The following is a 16704-nucleotide window of genomic DNA, read 5'->3' as shown; positions in this document are numbered from 1 at the left end:
ACGCTGCGCAAGGGGCCTGGATCAAATCAGCCCCCAATACGTCGGAGAATGTCTCCGAACCTTGCCCTTGCCGGACCAGGCTCGGCCCATCGGCGGCTGTGTCCTCCGATGCCGCGGTACGGCGGAGCGGCGAACCGCCCGGCCGTTCAGCCCGCGAGGGCCGCCTCGATGGCGGAGAGGGCAGCCTCCGCCTTGTCGCCGTCGGGGCCGCCGGCCTGGGCCATGTCGGGACGGCCACCGCCGCCCTTGCCGCCCAGCGCCTCGGCACCCCGCCGCACCAGCGCAACGGCATCCACGCGGGCGGTGAGGTCGGCGGTGACGCCCACCACGATGCCGGCCTTGCCATCGGACGTGACGCCGACGATGGCCACCACGCCCGAGCCGATCTGCTTCTTGCCCTCGTCCACGAGGCCCTTGAGATCCTTGATCTCGATGCCTTCCACCTGCCGCGCCAGGAGCTTGATGTCGCCGACCGTGCGCACGGCGTCGGCCGCGCCCTGGTTGCCGCCCATGGCGAGCTTCTTGCGGGTCTCGGCCAGCTCGCGCTCCAGCTTGCGCCGCTCCTCCACCAGCGCGGCGACACGCGCCTCAACCTCCGCCACCGGCGCCTTGAGCGCGGAGGCGGTGGCGATGAGCGCGGCGTTGGCGCCGTTGAGATGCTTGCGGGCCGAGCGGGCTGTGAGCGCCTCGATGCGGCGGACGCCGGACGCCACCGCGCCCTCGGAAACCACCGAGATGAGGCCGATGTCGCCGGTGCGCTTCACATGGGTGCCGCCGCACAGCTCCACCGAATAGGGCGCGCCGTTGCCGTCGTCGGTACCCATGGAGACGACACGCACCTCATCGCCATACTTCTCGCCGAACAGCGCGCGGGCGCCGGACTTGATGGCGTCGTCCACCGCGAGGATGCGGGTCTCCACCGGCTCGTTGCGCAGCACGAAGCGGTTGGCGATCTCCTCCACTTCCGCCACCTCGGCCTCGCTGAGGGGCTTGGGGTGGGAGAAATCGAAGCGCAGGCGGTCGGGGGCGACCAGCGACCCCTTCTGCGCCACATGCTCGCCGAGCACCCGGCGGAGCGCCTCGTGCAGGAGATGGGTGGCGGAATGGTTGGCGCGCACCGCGGCGCGGCGGTCGTGATTGACCTCCAGCACGAGAGCGGTGCCGGGCTTGAGCGTGCCGGTGTCGACCTTCACATCGTGCAGGAACAGGTCGCCCAGCTTCTTCTGGGTCGCCCGGACCTCCACGACGATGCCGCCCTCGCCGGTCATGCGGCCGGTGTCGCCCACCTGGCCGCCGGATTCGGCATAGAAGGGCGTCTGGTTCAGCACCACGAGGCCGGTCTCGCCGGCATTGAGGGCCGCAACCTCAGCGCCGTCGCGCACGAGGGCGGTGACAACGCCTTCGGCCTTCTCGGTGTCGTAGCCGAGGAAGTCTGTGGCGCCCACCTTGTCACGAACAGAGAACCACAGCGTGTCGGTCGCCGCCTCGCCGGAGCCGGCCCAGTTGGCACGGGCTTCCGCCTTCTGACGGGCCATGGCGGCGTCGAACGCGTCGGTGTCGACGCTGATGCCGCGGGCGCGCAGGGCGTCCTGGGTCAGATCGAGCGGGAAGCCGTAGGTGTCGTAGAGCTTGAACGCTACCTCACCCGGGAAGTTCGCGCCGGAAACGAGGCCCTGGCTCTCCTCCTCGAGGATGGAGAGGCCGCGCTCCAGCGTGCGGCGGAAGCGCGTCTCCTCGAGCAGCAGCGTCTCTTCCGCCAGCGGCTCGGCGCGCACGATCTCGGGATAGGCCCGGCCCATCTCGCGCACCAGGATGGGCACGAGGCGGTGCATCAGCGGGTCCTTGGCGCCGAGCAGCTGCGCGTGGCGCATGGCGCGGCGCATGATGCGGCGCAGGACGTAGCCGCGCCCCTCGTTGGAGGGCAGCACGCCGTCGGCGGTGAGGAAGACCGACGCGCGCAGGTGATCGGCGATCACCCGGTGGCTGGCCTTCTGCGGCCCTTCGGGATCGACGCCGGTGAATTCCGCGACCTCGGCGATGAGGGCGCGCATGAGGTCGGTCTCGTAATTGTCATGCGTGCCCTGCAGCACGGCCGAGATGCGCTCGAGGCCCATGCCGGTGTCGATGGACGGCCGCGGCAGGCCGACGCGCTCGCCGCCCGGCAGCTGCTCGTACTGCATGAACACGAGATTCCAGATCTCGATGAAGCGGTCGCCGTCCTGGTCCGCCGAGCCGGGCGGGCCACCGAAGATGTGCGGGCCGTGGTCGAAGAAGATTTCCGAGCAGGGGCCGCACGGGCCGGTGTCGCCCATGGACCAGAAATTGTCCGAGGACGCGATGCGGATAATGCGGTCGTCGGACAGGCCGGCGATCTTCTTCCACAGGCCGTAGGCTTCCTCGTCCTCGCTGTAGACGGTGACGAGCAGGCGGTCCTTCGGCAAATCGAAGGTGCGGGTCACGAGGTTCCAGGCGAGCTCGATCGCGCGATCCTTGAAATAGTCGCCGAACGAAAAGTTGCCGAGCATCTCGAAGAAGGTGTGGTGCCGCGCGGTGTAGCCCACATTGTCGAGGTCGTTGTGCTTGCCGCCGGCCCTGACGCACTTCTGCGACGTCGCAGCCCGCGAATAGGGCCGCTTCTCGACGCCGGTGAAGACGTTCTTGAACTGCACCATGCCCGCATTGGTGAACATGAGCGTGGGGTCGTTATGCGGCACGAGGGGCGACGAGGCGACGGCCTCGTGGCCCTCCTTGACGAAGTAGTCGATGAAGCTCGACCGGATCTCGTTGACGCCGCTCATGTGCCGGCACTGTCCCTCGGAGGCCGGGCCTTGCGGCGGCCGGCTCTGGTGATCGCTGCGCGCGCCAGCGCCTCGGGCCGAGCTTGGGGCCATCCCTCGGGTGTCGCGCGGTTCCCTCGACCGATGCGGCCGGCGGAACCGGGTTCGTTTAACGATGGGCCCGCCGCTTGTCCAGAAACGCGAGGGCGCAAGACGAAACGGGCGGAGACCATCCGGCCCCCGCCCGCACCGAAATCCGTCAAGGCGACGTCCGCGCCCGGCGCATCAGGCGTCGGCGGCGGAGCCTTCGGCGTCCTCCTCCGGATCGCCGGCGAGGATCTTCTCGGCGATGAGGCCGGCATTCTGGCGGATAGCGGCCTCGATGCGCCCGGCGATCTCCTGGTTCTGCTTCAGGAAGGTCTTGGCGTTCTCGCGACCCTGCCCCAGGCGCTGGCTGTCGTGGGAGAACCAGGCACCGGACTTCTCCACCACGCCGGCCTTGACACCGAGATCGAGCAATTCGCCCGTCTTGGAGACACCCTCGCCATACATGATGTCGAACTCGACCTGCTTGAACGGCGGCGCCAGCTTGTTCTTCACCACCTTCACACGGGTCTGGTTGCCCACCACCTCGTCGCGTTCCTTGATGGCGCCGATGCGGCGGATGTCGAGGCGGATCGAGGCATAGAACTTCAGCGCGTTGCCACCCGTGGTGGTCTCCGGCGAGCCGTACATCACGCCGATCTTCATCCGGATCTGGTTGATGAAGATGACCATGGTGTTGGACTTGGAGATGGAGGCCGTGAGCTTGCGCAGCGCCTGGCTCATGAGGCGAGCCTGAAGGCCCGGCTGGTTGTCGCCCATCTCGCCGTCGAGTTCGGCCCGGGGGGTGAGGGCCGCCACCGAATCGACCACCAGCACGTCGACGGCACCGGAGCGCACCAGCGTGTCGGCGATCTCCAGCGCCTGCTCGCCGGCGTCGGGCTGGGAGATAAGCAGGTCGTCGAGGTTCACGCCCAGCTTGCGGGCATAGATCGGGTCCAGCGCGTGCTCGGCGTCGATGAAGGCGCAGGTGCCCCCGCGCTTCTGCGATTCGGCGATCGTGTGAAGCGCGAGCGTGGTCTTGCCCGAGGATTCGGGTCCGTAAATCTCCACGACGCGTCCCTTGGGCAGGCCGCCGATGCCCAGTGCGATGTCGAGCCCCAGCGAACCGGTGGGAATGCTCTCAATCTCAAGGGCTTTCCCGCCCTTGCCGAGCCGCATGATGGAGCCCTTGCCGAAATGCCGCTCGATCTGCGAGAGCGCGGCATCCAGCGCCTTGGTCTTGTCCATGGAAGAACCTTCGACGAGTCGGAGTGTCGCCTGAGTCATCGCCGCGCTCCGGTGCGGGTGCAAGGGGGAATTAAGAACGTTGTGCTTGTACCCTTTTTGTTCTCAGTTCGCAATATGTTCTATTTGGCACTCAGCGTGTGGTGGAGGCGCGATCGCTCTTTGTCGCTGGAGCACCAACAGGATTCCGGAATAAATGTCGCTGACGCCGGGCGCTGAACGACCTCGACACGCTCACAACCGGAGCGGGTCGGCACCGCCGCCGCCCTGTCGGTGATCGACCGGCAGGGCGACGGGGGCATTGTCGTGGAGGCGTGAGCGCCTAGAGGGCGGCGTGGTCGCGCACGGCTTCGCCGAGGGCATCCTTGAGGGTGGCGAAGCGGGCATCGAGGGCGAGCGGGTCGGTGCGGTTGAGCGCGATCATCTGTGCCCGCGCCTCCCCGCCGCGCACCACCTCGAACGCATCGGCCGCGATGCCGGCAACGACGGCCTCCGCCACCGCCTCGGCCGGCTCGCGGCTGAAGCCGACCTCCGGTCCGGCGCGGCTGCTGCGCATCATCGGCGTGTCGGTGGCACCGGGATAGACGGTGAGGACGCGCACGCCTTCTCCTGCCAGCTCCCGCCTGAGCGCCTCATCGAAGCGCGCGAGGCCAGCCTTCGCCGCCGCATAGGTGGCGTAGAACGGCATACCGATGAGCGCGATGGCGGAGGTGATGTCCACGATCAGTCCCTCCCCGCTCGCCCGCAGCGCCGGCAGCGCGGCGCGGGTGACGAGGATGGGCGCGATCAGGTCCACCTCGATCATGGCGCGGATGTCGGCCTCGCTCGTCTCCTCCAGCCGGCCGGCGCGTACGCCGCCGGCATTGTTGATGAGGATGTCGAGGCCGCCCAGCGCCGCCACCGCGCCGTCCAGCATCGTCGTACGGTCCGCAGGATCGGTCACGTCGCCGGGGATGCCGTGGACCTCGGCGCCGGACGCCTTGAGCGCGCCGACCGCCTCCGCCAGAGCGTCAGGCCGGCGGCTGGTGAGCACGAGGCGCGCGCCTTCCGCTGCCAAAGCGGTGGCGATGGCGCGGCCGATGCCGCTCGATCCGCCGGTGAGGAGGATTCGCTTTCCCTTGATCTTCATGGCGTTGCCTGCCCCTTCACTCCGCTGCCGGCGGATAGTTGGAGGGGAAGAGCGCCTTGCGGGATTCCTCATCGCCCATGGGCTTGAAGGCGTGATCGGTGCCCACCGCGCGGGCGCGGGCGGCGGCGGGGCGGGCGTCGATCTCGGCGAACCAGCGCTTGATGTGCGGGAAGCGCGCCAGGGGATCGTCCTCGCCCTTCAGCACCCGGGACGCGCGAAGGATCCACCCCCAGGCCGACATGTCGGCGATGGTGTAGTCCTTGCCGGTGATGTAGGGGCGGGTGGCGAGCAGGTCGTCGAGCACCTGATAGTGCCGCTCCGCCTCGCGACGGTACCGGTTCACGGCATAGCCGAGCCCCTCGGGCGCGGCGTGCTGGAAATGCACCGCCTGACCGGAGAACGGCCCAAGGCCGCTGGCGAGAAACAGCAGCCAGGAGAGCAACTCCGGCCGGTCCTTGGGATCACCGCCGAAGCGGCCGGTCTTCTCCGCGAGATAAATGAGGATCGCGGTGGAATCGAACACCCGCGTCTCGCCGCCGCCCGGCCCGTCCGTATCGACGATGGCTGGCACCTTGCCGTTGGGATTGATGGCGCGGAACGCCGGCAGGTGCTGCTCGCCCTTGGCGGTGTCCACCGGGACAATCTCGTAGGGAAGGCCCGTCTCTTCCAGGAAGAGCGCGACCTTGGCCGGGTTAGGCGTCGGATGGAAATAGAAGCGGATCAACGGGATCACCCTTCGCTGGCAGCCGCCGAAGCGGGCACGTTTGCGTTTTAGAACGACTGATATAGAATGCACGCATCGGACACCTGCGCAAGCTGTCCGCATCGCAAATTACTGCTGCATGCCAGATCTCGGCGGCGGCACGACATGTCATGGATGATCCCGAATGATCGACCTGCATTATTGGCCGACCCCGAACGGTCACAAGATCACGATGTTTCTCGAAGAAGTGGGCATCGACTACACCATCATTCCCGTGGACATCAGCGCAGGCGACCAGTTCAAGCCGGATTTTCTGGCCATTGCCCCCAACAACCGCATGCCTGCGATCGTCGATCATGCCCCTGCCGATGGTGGCGCGCCCATCCCGGTGTTCGAATCCGGCGCCATCCTGCTCTATCTCGCGGACAAGACCGGCCGCTTCATTCCCGCCGACGTGCGCGGGCGCAAGAGCGTGCTGGAATGGCTGTTCTGGCAGGTGGGCGGGCTCGGTCCCATGGCCGGGCAGAACCACCATTTCGTCCAATACGCGCCGGAGCGCATTCCCTACGCCATGGAGCGCTACGTGAAGGAGACGAACCGTCTCTACGGCGTGCTCAACACGCGCCTCGGCAAGAGCGCGAACGTGGCGGGCGAGGAATATTCCATCGCCGACATGGCCATCTACCCCTGGATCGTGCCGCACCAGCGCCAGCAGCAGGACCTCGACACCTTCCCGCACCTGAAGCGCTGGTTCGAGGCGGTGGCGGCGCGCCCGGCGACCATCGCGGCCTACGCGAAGGGCGAGCCCTTCACCAAGCGACCGACGGTGACCGAGGAAGGCAAGAAGATCCTCTTTGGCCAGACCGCACGGCAGGCCGGATGACGCAACGCCCGGCGCGGGTTACGCTGTGCCGGGCGTCGCGGAAAGACGCGGGAAAGACAACGTATCATGGCGCGGCCGAGGGCGTTCAACGAGGGCGAGGTATTGGACGCGGCGCTGCGCTGTTTCTGGACCCGCGGCTACGAGGCCACCTCCGTGCGCGATCTCGCCTCCTCCATGGGCCTCACCGGCGCCAGCCTCTACAACGCCTTTGGCGACAAGCGTACGCTCTATGAGAAGGCGCTGGAGCGCTACGCCAGCCACAGCATGGCGGAACGCATCCGCCGGCTGGAGGCGCCCGACATGGCCCCGCGCGACGCCATCGCCACCTTCTTCCGGGAGACGCTGGAGCGCGCCTTGGACGATCCCGAGATGAAGGGCTGTTTCGTGGTGAACGCGGCGGTGGAGATGGGGCCGCACGACCCCGAACTGCGCGCCGCCGCGCTCGCCTCCCTCGGCGAGGTGGAGGCCTTCCTCACCCGCCGCATCGAGGCCGGCCGCACGGACGGCACGATCCAGAGCCGGGAGACCGCGCAGGAACTGGCGCGGATGCTCCTCGGCGTCCACCTTGGTCTCCGGGTGCTGGCGCGCCTGCAGCCCGGTCGTGAGCTGCTGGAAGGGGTGGTGAAGCCGGCTCTTGCAGCCCTCGATCCGTGAGGACGCGCGCGCTATTTCGGCAGCGCCTCGGTGAAGTCCTCCTGAAACTCCTTCAGCTCCACCGGATTAAGGTCAGACACCGCCCAATAGGACAGCCCCGCCTCGCTCCAGCCCATGAGCGTGTAGCCGTCGCGGCCCTTCACCGTGTGTGCGCCGGATGCGCCCGGCCAGACGAAGACGTTGATGACATGGCCATTGCGGCGATAGACGAGCGCCGCGACCACCCGTCCCCCCACATAATCGAGCCGCCCACCCACCAGCGGAAACCCACGCGCAGCAAGGTCCACCACCGGTGGGGAGAAATCGATGCGGCCGCCGAACCACGGCTTCACCGTGTGCTGGTTGGACGAGGCCACGTCAGTGAGATGATCGGCGAGCAGGGATCGGACATGGCCAGCGACCAGTTCGTCCTCCAGGGCGCCCCCGCGCGGTGGCAGCACGGCGATGACGAGAGCCACGGCCAGCACCGCGAGGGAGGGCACGAGGCTCCACCGCGCGACCCGTTCGCGTATCACGGTGCGCCCCGCATCGCCCCACAGGCGGCGCCACAGCGCCGCCGGGCTCCAGCCCGCCGCCGGCGCGGCATGGGCCGCCTCCCCCGCGAGGGCAGCGACCACGCTCTCGCGCAGCCCCTCCGGCACCGGCCAGCGGGCCTGCCCGGAGGCGAGGAGCGTGTGCGTGTTTTCCAGCCCCCGCAGGTGCGCGGCGCAGGCCAGACAGGATGCAAGATGCCGCTCCACCTCCAGGACGTGGACGGCGTCGAGTTCTCCGTCGAGGTAGGAATTGAGCCGCGTGTCCCAGTCGGCGCAGGGCTCCGGTGTGCGATCCGGACCTTCGCTCATCGTAGCGCCTCCGGCCCGGCGGCGACGCGCTCCCACAGATCGGCGAAATGGCGCCGCGCGCGGGACAGGCGCGACATGACGGTGCCCACCGGCACGCCCGCGACGTCGGCGATCTCGCGATAGGAGAGTTCATCCAGCTCGCGCAGCACCAGCACCTCGCGCAGGGGCTCGGGCAACAGTTCGAGCGTGCCGCGCACCCGATCCGCCTGCGAACGGCGCAGCAGGATGGTTTCCGGCGTCTCGCCGTCCACCAGCAGATCGAGCGCGTCGTCCGCGTCGCCGCCGTCTTCTGTGGCCACCGCGTCCGGCGCGCGGCGCTGCATCTCGCGGCGTCGGTGGTCGCGCCAGGTGAGGTGGCAGTTGCGCACGATGGCGAGCAGCCAGGCCCGGGCGCTGCCGCCCTTGAAATCGGCGAAAGCGCGATAGGCGCGCAGATAGGCGTCCTGCACGATATCCTGCGCGGCATCCGCATCGCGGGTGAGATAGCGGGCCAGCGTATAGGCGGCGTCGAGATGCGGCAGCATGCTGGCGCGGAAGTGCGCCGCCTCCGTCGCGGTCAGCGGACGACCGGGCCGCGCCTCCTCGGTGCGCCCGGCGGCGCCCTCCACCGATGCCGCAGCCACGGCGAAGAGCGCGCGCACAGCGTCGGCGACAGCGGCGATGACGCCGCGCCTGCCGCCCGCGCCGGCGCCCCGCCACCCGCCTGCAAGCGGGAAGGTCGCAATCGAGATCATTCCATGTCCGTTCCGGATGGAGGGGGCGGCCGCAGCCGCCCCGGACCGGGCATCAGCCGCCCGCTTTCACGATGACCTTTCCGACCATGTGCGGGTGAAGGGAACAGAAATACGAGTAATCTCCCGCATTCGTGAAGGTGAAGGAGAATTTGCCTTCCGTATCGAGAGCCTTCGACCGGAAGGCCTGCTTTTTATCCACCACCGTGTGGGGAATATCGTCGTTGTTGATCCAGGTCACAGTGGTGCCCGGCGTGACGGTGACTTCGGCCGGCGTGAAGGTAAAATTGTCGATGCTGACTGTGACCTCCTCGGCAGCGGCCGGCGTCGCGAGGGCACCGAGGGCAAGACAGATGGCGAGCGCCGCAACCTGCGGCGGAAGGGGAAGACGCGGTCGTTTCACGGATGAAGCTCCTGGCGGATGACGCCGGCCGCAGCCGGCCATGACGGATGAAGGGCGACGGGGGCGGCTCAGCCTTCGAGCGGCGTGTCGATGATGGCGAGCGGCTCGGAGCCGCGGACGAAGTTGACCGTCGCGATACCGAGATTTTTCTTCAGCTCGCCCGCCGGCAGCTTCAGCGGCCCAGGCGAAGGCGCGGTGCCGGGGGCGGGCTGCGGGAAGGCCGTGGACCGTGCGGTGTGGAAGGAGACGTTGCCCTCCACCTTCCGCATCACCTGATGGATGTGCCCGTTGAGCACCGTCACGGAGCCGAACCTTTTCAGATAGGACAGGGCCTCCAGCCCATCGGCGGTGCCCCAGCCCCATTCGGGATAGACGGTCCAGAGCGGAATGTGGGCGAACACCACGAGGGGCATCGAGGACGGCAGGCCGGCGATGTCATTCTCCAGCCATTCCAGCTGCTCGGTGCCGAGATTGCCGAGGCCGCCAGCCTTCAGGTTCACCACGTTCACGAGCGCGATGAAATGCACGCCGGCATGGTCGTAGCTGTACCAGCCAGCGCCCTTCGCGCCCTTGCCGTAGCGGTCGAGATAGGCCTTGCCCTGGCCGTCATCGAGCAGGTCGTGCTCGCCCGGCACGTAGAAGACGGGGATGCCGGCCTCCTTGATGATCTGGTCGGCGTCGTCGAATTCCTTGTCCTTGGACAGGTGGCTGATGTCGCCGGTGTGGATCATGAAGGCGGGCTTCTCCTTCAGTGTGCGGATGCGGGCCACCGCCTCCCGCAGCGTGCCCAGCGCGTCCGGATTGGCGGCCTTGTCGAAGCCCACATGGCTGTCGGAAATCTGCAGGAAGGTCAGCGTCTTCACCGGCTCGGCCGCGAGCGCGCGCCCGAGACCGACGCCGCTCGCGACGCCGCCGGACATGGACCACAGAATGCCGGTGCCGGCCCAGGTCATGCACTCAAGGAAGCCGCGCCGGTCAATGCCGTCGGCGTCAGGGCGGGGGGCGGTCTCGGACGACGGCCGTTCGTGTCTGCTCATGGATCTCTCCGCATGGCGCCGGGTGCTGCCGGCGCTGCGACCGCGCGCCCGTTAGGGGCGGCGCCGGCCGAGGCGTGGGCGTCGCCTCAGGGCGTCCCACATGGGCCAAGACCGGGGAGCGCGCCGGTTTATTCCCGACCGGAGAGATTTTTTGCGGCGGATGACACCGGCAAAGCGGCGAGCCGGCTTCGCAGGCGGGGCACGGTGAACGTCACGAAGGCCCGCAGCTTCGCCGCCGGCAGGCGCGCCTCGGGATAGACGATCGCCACCGGCAAGGGTGGGCCTTCATACTCCTCCAGCAGTAATGCGAGGCGCCCGGCCGCCACCGCCTCCTCCACCTGATAGGAGAGCACCCGCGTGATGCCACGGCCGCGCACGGCGGCATCAATGGCCGCCTCGGCGCCGTTGACCACATAATGCGGGCGTACCGTCACCTGCTTGCGCGAGCCGCCGCCGGGACCGGGCGCGAAGCTCCAGATGGAATTGTCGGTGATCTGGGAGAAGGAGACGATCCGGTGGCCGGCGAGGTCCGCCGGTACGAGCGGCACGCCATGGGCGGCGAGATAGGCGGGGCTGGCGCAGACCACGCGGCGCACCTCCCCCACCCGTGTCGCGACGAGGCTGGAATCCGGCAGATGGCCGATGCGCACCGCCGCGTCGTGGCCTTCGTCAATGAGGCTCACCACGCGATCCACCAGCAGCAGGCGCGCTTCCAGCTTCGGGTTTGCCTCCAGGAGGTCCTCCACCAGCGGCGCCACATGCAGCCGGCCGAAGGTGACGGGCGCTGTGATGGAGAGGAGGCCGCGCGGATCGGTCCGTTCCCCCGCTGCGAGCTGATCCGCCTCGGCGAGTTCGGCGAGAATGGCGCGGCAGGCGGCGAGATAGCGTTCGCCCGCCTTGGTGAGGTGCAGCGCGCGCGTGGTGCGGTGGAGGAGGCGCGTGCCCAGCCGTTCCTCTAGCAGCGCCACTGCCCGCGTGATGGCCGCCGGCGAGCGCCCGAGCCGCCGCGCCGCGCCGGCAAGGCTCCCTTCGTCCAGCGCGGCGACGAAGGCGGTCATGGCGTCGATGCGGTCCATCACTCAATTTCAGAAAGTGAAACAATAGCTTTCAGATTATAGCCATTCTGCACAAGAGCGGGAAGCCCTAGCTATTCCTCACCGAGCCGCGAACAAACGCCGGCCCGAAGCGAAACGCGAAAGGCGCCCCCGTGAACCACTCTTCCAGCCGCATCCCGGCCCTCGACCCCGCCACCACCACCGGCAAGGCGAAGGACCTGCTCTCCGCCGTCCAGGCGAAGTTCGGCGCCACGCCGAACCTGTTCAAGGTCGCCGCCAACGCCCCCGCCGCTCTGGAAGGCCTCATCGGCCTGTCCGGCGCGCTGGGCTCTGGCGCACTGCCGGCGAAGACGCGCGAAAGCCTCGCCATCGCTGTCGCCGAGGTGAACGGCTGCGACTATTGCCTCTCCGCCCACAGCCTCATCGGCAAGGGCGCCGGCCTCTCCGACGCCGATATCACCCTCGCCCGCGCCGGTCGCGCGGCGGACAGCAAGGCGGAAGGCGCCCTCGCCTTCGCCCGCGCGGTGGTCGCCAAGCGCGGCCAGGTGAGCGATGCGGACCTTGCCGCCGCCCGCGCTGCCGGCCTCGACGACGGCGCGCTGGTGGAAGTGGTGGCGCATGTCGCCGTGAACATCTTCACCAACTACCTCAACAACGTCGCCGGCACCGAGATCGACTTTCCCGTGGTGCGCTCCGGCACGCCGCGGGCCGCCTGAGGCCTGCGGCCGGCATCCGAACGCGCTCCGCCGGACGAACCGCCCCTCAAACGGCGGAGCACAGGCGAGTGCCAGCCGAAGCCTCACAGCCGGGCCCCTCCGGGGGCCCGGCACCTCGTGTTTTCCGAAGGAGGCTGCCATGTCCGAACCCCTTGCAATCACGCCCTCCAGCGATGTCGCCTTCACGGCGGCGGTGAAGGCGGCGCAGCAGGCGCGCGGCTCGCGCCAGGCCTATGCCCGCGTCGAGGCGCGCGGCGGCTTCCGCACAGAGCTGACGCCGGATTTCGTGCAGTTCCTCGGCGGCATCGACACCGCCTTCCTCGCCACCGCGAACGCGGCCGGCCAGCCCTATGTGCAGCATCGCGGCGGGCCGAAGGGCTTCATCCGCGTGCTGGACGCGCGCACCCTCGGCATGGCGGATTTCAGCGGCAACCGGCAGTACATCACGGTCGGCAATGTCTCGGAAAACCCGAAGGCCTTCCTGTTCCTGATGGATTACACCCACCGCCGCCGCATCAAGGTGTGGGGCGAACTCTCCATGGTGGAGGGAGATGCGGACCTCGTGGCGCGCCTGATGCCGGAGGACTACGGCGCCATTCCCGAGCGCGCCCTGCTGTTCCACGTAACCGCGTGGGACATCAACTGCCCGCAGCACATCCCGCAGAAGATCGACGCCGCGCTCGTCGCAGCCGCCCTGCAGGAGCGTGAGGCGCGCATCGCCGCGCTGGAGATGGAGGTCACGCGCCTGCGCGGCCTTGTCGGCGCGGGCGACGCCGCAGGCGTGTGAAGCAAATCCCCCGTTCACTCGTTCGTGAACGGCGTAACGGGGGCCGCTTCCGCCGCGAATTCACTCACAGACAAGCAAAACCGGAACGGGGACGAGCCATGATCGACCTGCGCGAGGGCGTGCGCACACGCGCCCCGGGGTCTGGAGACCTGTGCGCCATCGCCGTGATGGCGAAGGCGTCGGCGCCCGGACGCACCAAGACGCGGCTCTGCCCGCCGCTCGATCCCACGGAGGCGGCGGCGTTCAACACCGCCTTCATCCAGGACATCGTGGGCAACATCCTCGCCGCCGGACGAATGGCGCCGGTCTCGGCCTATGTCGCCTATGGGCCCGCAGGAGCCGCGCATTTCTTTGATGCCGTGCTGCCGCCGGGCGTCGGGCGGATGGAGGCGGTAGCCCCCGGCTTCGGCGCCTGCCTCACGATGACCCTCGCCCACCTCTTCGCCCTCGGACATCCGGCGGCAGCGGTGTTGAATGCTGACAGCCCGACGCTGCCCCCTGCCCTTCTCGCGGAACTTGCCGACGTGCTCGCCCAGCCCGGCGACCGCGCCGTGCTCGGCCCGTCCACGGACGGCGGCTATTACGTGCTCGGCCTGAAGGCGCCGCACTGGCACCTGTTCGCGGACATCGACTGGAGTACCGAGCGCGTCTTCGAGCAGACGCTGGCGCGCGCCGCCGAGATCGACCTTCCCGTCCATGTACTGCCGCCCTGGTATGACGTGGACGATGCCCACGCGCTGCGCCTGCTCCATGGCGAACTGATCGCCGGCGTGCCCTTCGGCAATGTGCCCCTCGCCCGCGGCGCGGCGCGCAACAGCGCGGAGCTGCTCCGGCGCCTTCTCAGCCACGAACACCTCGCGGAACGGCTCGGCCTGCCCGTGGCCGACATCGATCCTCCCTGCCGCCGCGCGTCCTGATCGCGGCCGCCTCCCCCTTCCAGCAACGGATCTTGACGATGAACGCTCTCACCCCCGGCGCGCCCGCCGTCTCCCGCCGCTATTTCGAGCGGGCGGAAACGGACCGCACCAGCGTGCCGGTCCGAAAGCCGGTGTGCCTCTATCTGGAGACCACGAACCGCTGCAACCTGCTCTGCACCACCTGCCCGCGCACCTATGAGGAGCTTGAGCCGCCGGCGGACATGAGCTGGGAGCTGTTCACCTCCATCGTGGACCAGATCCCCGATCTCGAACGCTGCGTGCTGCACGGCGTCGGCGAGCCCATGCTGGTGCCCGACCTCGACCGCATGGTCCGCTACCTCAAGGATCGCGGCACCTATGTGCTGTTCAACACCAACGGCACGGTGCTGACCGAGAAGAACGGCCGCGCCATGATCGCCGCCGGCCTCGACGAACTGCGCGTTTCCCTCGATGCCGCCAACGCCCATTCCTACCGCGCCATCCGCGGCAAGAACTATTTCGACCGCATCCTGAAGAACGTCCGCGCCTTCCGCGACCTTCAGGAGCGCGAGGGCCACACCAATCCCCGCGTCTCCGCCTGGCTGACGGGCCTCAAGGAGACCATCTCCGAACTACCGGACTTCGTCCGCGTGGCGGCGGAGCTGGGGGTGCGGGAAGTCTATCTCCAACGCCTCGTCTTCTTCGAACAGGAAGCCATCGGCCGCGCCCGCCCGGATCAGGCGCTCTACGAGCAGATCAACACCGATGAAGCCGCCTATATCGCCGAGGCGGCGCGGGTGGCGGCGGAGCTGGGGATGGTCTTCTCCGCCTCCGGCGCGGCCTCCGAGCCGGGCATGAGCCTGAAACGGCCGGAGGAGGGCTCGCCCTGGTCCATGTGCCGGCGGCCCTGGACGGTGATGTACTTCACCGCCAACGGACGGGCCCTGCCCTGCTGCATCGCGCCCTTCTCCCAGCGCGGCTACGAGAATTACACGCTGGGCGACGCGACGACCCAGTCCCTCTCCGACATCTGGCACGGCGATGCCTACAAGGCGTTCCGCGCCGGCCTCCTCTCCGAAACGCCGCCGGCCGCCTGTGCCAATTGCGGCCTGCGCTGGAGCCTGTAGATGGCCCGCGCAGGCGCTCCGAGGGTCGCCCTCGTCATCCCGACGCTGAACGAGGCCGAGGCCATCGCCGCGACGCTCGCGGAGATTCCCACCGGCGTTGTTGATCTCGTGGTGGTCGCCGATGGCGGCTCCACCGACGGCACGCAGGAAATCGCGGCGGCGGCGGGGGCCACCGTGCTCGCCTCAGGCCGCGGCTTCGGCCGCGCCTGCCTTGAAGGCGTGTGCGAGGCCCGCGACGCCGACATCATCGCCTTCATGGATGCGGACGGCGCGGATGATCCGGCTTTCCTGCCGGCGCTGCTCAGGCCGCTCGCCGAGGGCAAGGCCGACTTCGCCATCGCGTCCCGCACCCGCGGCGTGCGCGAGCCCGGCGCCATGGCCTGGCACCAGGTGGCGGCGGGGCGCGCGGCGGGCTTCGGCATCCGCGCGCTCTACGGCGTCGCCTATTCGGACATGTGCACCTTCCGCGCCATCCGCCGCGAGGCGCTGGTCGGGCTCGGCATGCGCGAACTGACCTATGGCTGGAACATCGAGATGCAGATGCGCGCCGCCCGCGCCGGGCTCGCCATCGTCGAGATTCCCGTCGCCTATCGCCGCCGCAGAGGCGGCGTCTCCAAGGTCGCCGGCAACCTCTCCACCACCCTGACCGCCGGCACCCGCATCGTCTCCACCTTCCTGCGGGTCGCGACCCAGAGCGCCGCGCCCGCCGTCGCGCCGAACAAGATGTGAGTGATCGCCATGCTGCTGCAGCCTCTCGACGAAGCCGACGACATCTCGCGCATGCGCGCCGTGCCTGTACCCTCCGGTTTCCTGCCTTCCGGTTTCCTGCCACTGATCGAGCGGGCGGACCATCGCGCGCCATCGGTGTTCCGGCCCGAGAACATGATGCGCGAGGCCCGCCGCCAGAAAGGGCTCGACGCTGGCCCGGTGCCGCGCGTGGTGCTGCTCGATCCCGACGGCGACATGGTGGACTATGTGCGCGCACATTTCGGCGCCGTCCGCTCGCCCTACTGGGCCTGCTACCACACGGACATGTGGACGTGGGAGGCGGAGGGCCTCTCCTTCGGCATCGTCGGCTATGCGGTGGGGGCGTCCTTCTCCGTGCTGGTGGCGGAGCAGGCCTTCGTCTGCGGCTGCGAGCTTTTGATCTCGGTGGCCTCCGCCGGGCAGATCGCCGAGCACGCGCCGCCCTCCTACCACATCATCATCGACCGGGCCCTGCGCGACGAGGGCACGAGCTACCACTATCTGCCGCCCGCCCCCTTCGCCCCGGCGAACCCGGAGGTGATCACCATCGCCCGCGCCGCCTGCAGCGAGGCGGTAGGACCGGTGCTGACCGGCGCCACCTGGACCACCGACGCCCCCTTCCGCGAGACCGAGACGGCCATCGCCCGCCGCAAGGCCGAGGGCCTGCTGGCGGTGGAGATGGAGGCGGCCGCGCTCTACGCCTTCGCCCACGCGCAAGGAAAGCCGGTGCTGTGCCTCGCCCACGTCACCAACCAGCTCGGCCGGGTACATGGCGACTTCGAGAAGGGCGACCACAACGGCGCCTCCCGCTCCATCGCCCTCGCCGCCGGCTTCGCCACCGCCTGGATGGCGCACTGCGCCCAAACCGTTCACCCCCGCTGAGAGGCC

The 16704-nt window shown here is 68.9% G+C and carries 17 protein-coding genes; 8 read left to right on the top strand and 9 right to left on the bottom strand.

Annotated elements, in window-relative coordinates:
* Positions 1–146: 146 nt before the first annotated feature.
* From alaS to V5F74_RS13290, 4 genes are all read right to left on the bottom strand, one after another.
* Positions 147–2798, bottom strand: a complete 2652-nt coding sequence (gene alaS / locus V5F74_RS13305) for an alanine--tRNA ligase (protein WP_029558817.1) — start codon at positions 2796–2798, stop codon at positions 147–149.
* Between the two features lie 264 nt (positions 2799–3062).
* Positions 3063–4148 carry a recombinase RecA gene (recA, locus tag V5F74_RS13300; protein WP_029558818.1) on the bottom strand — a complete coding sequence of 362 codons (1086 nt, stop codon included), beginning with the start codon at positions 4146–4148 and terminating at the stop codon, positions 3063–3065.
* 280 nt (positions 4149–4428) lie between these two features.
* Positions 4429–5235, bottom strand: coding sequence for an SDR family NAD(P)-dependent oxidoreductase (locus V5F74_RS13295; protein ID WP_394008504.1), 807 nt, complete (start codon positions 5233–5235; stop codon positions 4429–4431).
* Positions 5236–5251: 16 nt separating this feature from the next.
* Positions 5252–5959, bottom strand: a complete 708-nt coding sequence (locus V5F74_RS13290) for a glutathione S-transferase family protein (protein ID WP_394008920.1) — start codon at positions 5957–5959, stop codon at positions 5252–5254.
* A 163-nt stretch (positions 5960–6122) separates the two neighbouring features.
* Between V5F74_RS13290 and V5F74_RS13285 the strand changes: the two genes are divergently transcribed.
* Positions 6123–6821, top strand: a complete 699-nt coding sequence (locus V5F74_RS13285; RefSeq protein WP_394008502.1) for a glutathione binding-like protein — start codon at positions 6123–6125, stop codon at positions 6819–6821.
* A gap of 66 nt (positions 6822–6887) precedes the next feature.
* On the top strand, positions 6888–7475 hold the full coding sequence (locus tag V5F74_RS13280; protein ID WP_394008500.1) for a TetR/AcrR family transcriptional regulator: 588 nt from the start codon (positions 6888–6890) through the stop codon (positions 7473–7475).
* Positions 7476–7486: 11 nt separating this feature from the next.
* Here the strand turns inward: V5F74_RS13280 and V5F74_RS13275 are convergent, their stop codons facing one another.
* The 5 genes from V5F74_RS13275 to V5F74_RS13255 form a co-directional block, all read right to left on the bottom strand.
* Complete coding sequence (locus V5F74_RS13275) at positions 7487–8317, bottom strand: anti-sigma factor family protein (protein ID WP_029558823.1); 831 nt, start codon at positions 8315–8317, stop codon at positions 7487–7489.
* Positions 8314–9051, bottom strand: a complete 738-nt coding sequence (locus V5F74_RS13270) for a sigma-70 family RNA polymerase sigma factor (RefSeq protein ID WP_038193632.1) — start codon at positions 9049–9051, stop codon at positions 8314–8316. Before V5F74_RS13270 ends, V5F74_RS13275 begins: the two co-directional genes overlap by 4 nt.
* Positions 9052–9103: 52 nt before the next feature.
* Positions 9104–9451 carry a cupredoxin domain-containing protein gene (locus V5F74_RS13265; protein WP_038193634.1) on the bottom strand — a complete coding sequence of 116 codons (348 nt, stop codon included), beginning with the start codon at positions 9449–9451 and terminating at the stop codon, positions 9104–9106.
* Between the two features lie 68 nt (positions 9452–9519).
* The gene (locus V5F74_RS13260; RefSeq protein WP_394008497.1) at positions 9520–10488 is read right to left on the bottom strand and encodes a metallophosphoesterase family protein; all 969 of its coding nucleotides are present in this window, start codon (positions 10486–10488) and stop codon (positions 9520–9522) included.
* Positions 10489–10616: 128 nt separating this feature from the next.
* Positions 10617–11564, bottom strand: coding sequence for a LysR family transcriptional regulator (locus tag V5F74_RS13255; RefSeq protein WP_394008495.1), 948 nt, complete (start codon positions 11562–11564; stop codon positions 10617–10619).
* A gap of 131 nt (positions 11565–11695) precedes the next feature.
* Here V5F74_RS13255 and V5F74_RS13250 point away from each other — a divergent pair, with 131 nt between their 5' ends.
* The 6 genes from V5F74_RS13250 (at position 11696) to V5F74_RS13225 (ending at position 16698) form a co-directional block, all read left to right on the top strand.
* Positions 11696–12259 carry a carboxymuconolactone decarboxylase family protein gene (locus V5F74_RS13250; protein WP_024278699.1) on the top strand — a complete coding sequence of 188 codons (564 nt, stop codon included), beginning with the start codon at positions 11696–11698 and terminating at the stop codon, positions 12257–12259.
* A 139-nt stretch (positions 12260–12398) separates the two neighbouring features.
* The gene (locus V5F74_RS13245; protein ID WP_250165656.1) at positions 12399–13046 is read left to right on the top strand and encodes a pyridoxamine 5'-phosphate oxidase family protein; all 648 of its coding nucleotides are present in this window, start codon (positions 12399–12401) and stop codon (positions 13044–13046) included.
* 98 nt (positions 13047–13144) lie between these two features.
* A complete protein-coding gene (locus tag V5F74_RS13240) occupies positions 13145–13963 on the top strand; it encodes a TIGR04282 family arsenosugar biosynthesis glycosyltransferase (RefSeq protein ID WP_250165655.1) in 819 nt (272 codons plus the stop codon).
* A gap of 38 nt (positions 13964–14001) precedes the next feature.
* Positions 14002–15069 carry a radical SAM protein gene (locus V5F74_RS13235; protein ID WP_169124229.1) on the top strand — a complete coding sequence of 356 codons (1068 nt, stop codon included), beginning with the start codon at positions 14002–14004 and terminating at the stop codon, positions 15067–15069.
* Positions 15070–15798, top strand: coding sequence for a glycosyltransferase family 2 protein (locus V5F74_RS13230; protein ID WP_029558833.1), 729 nt, complete (start codon positions 15070–15072; stop codon positions 15796–15798).
* A 9-nt stretch (positions 15799–15807) separates the two neighbouring features.
* Positions 15808–16698, top strand: a complete 891-nt coding sequence (locus V5F74_RS13225) for a nucleoside phosphorylase (RefSeq protein ID WP_029558834.1) — start codon at positions 15808–15810, stop codon at positions 16696–16698.
* Positions 16699–16704 lie beyond the last annotated feature (6 nt).

Source organism: Xanthobacter aminoxidans, from assembly GCF_043193615.1.
In the GTDB taxonomy this organism is placed as follows: Bacteria; Pseudomonadota; Alphaproteobacteria; order Rhizobiales; family Xanthobacteraceae; genus Xanthobacter; species Xanthobacter aminoxidans.
This window is presented reverse-complemented; position numbering and strand designations above follow the sequence as displayed.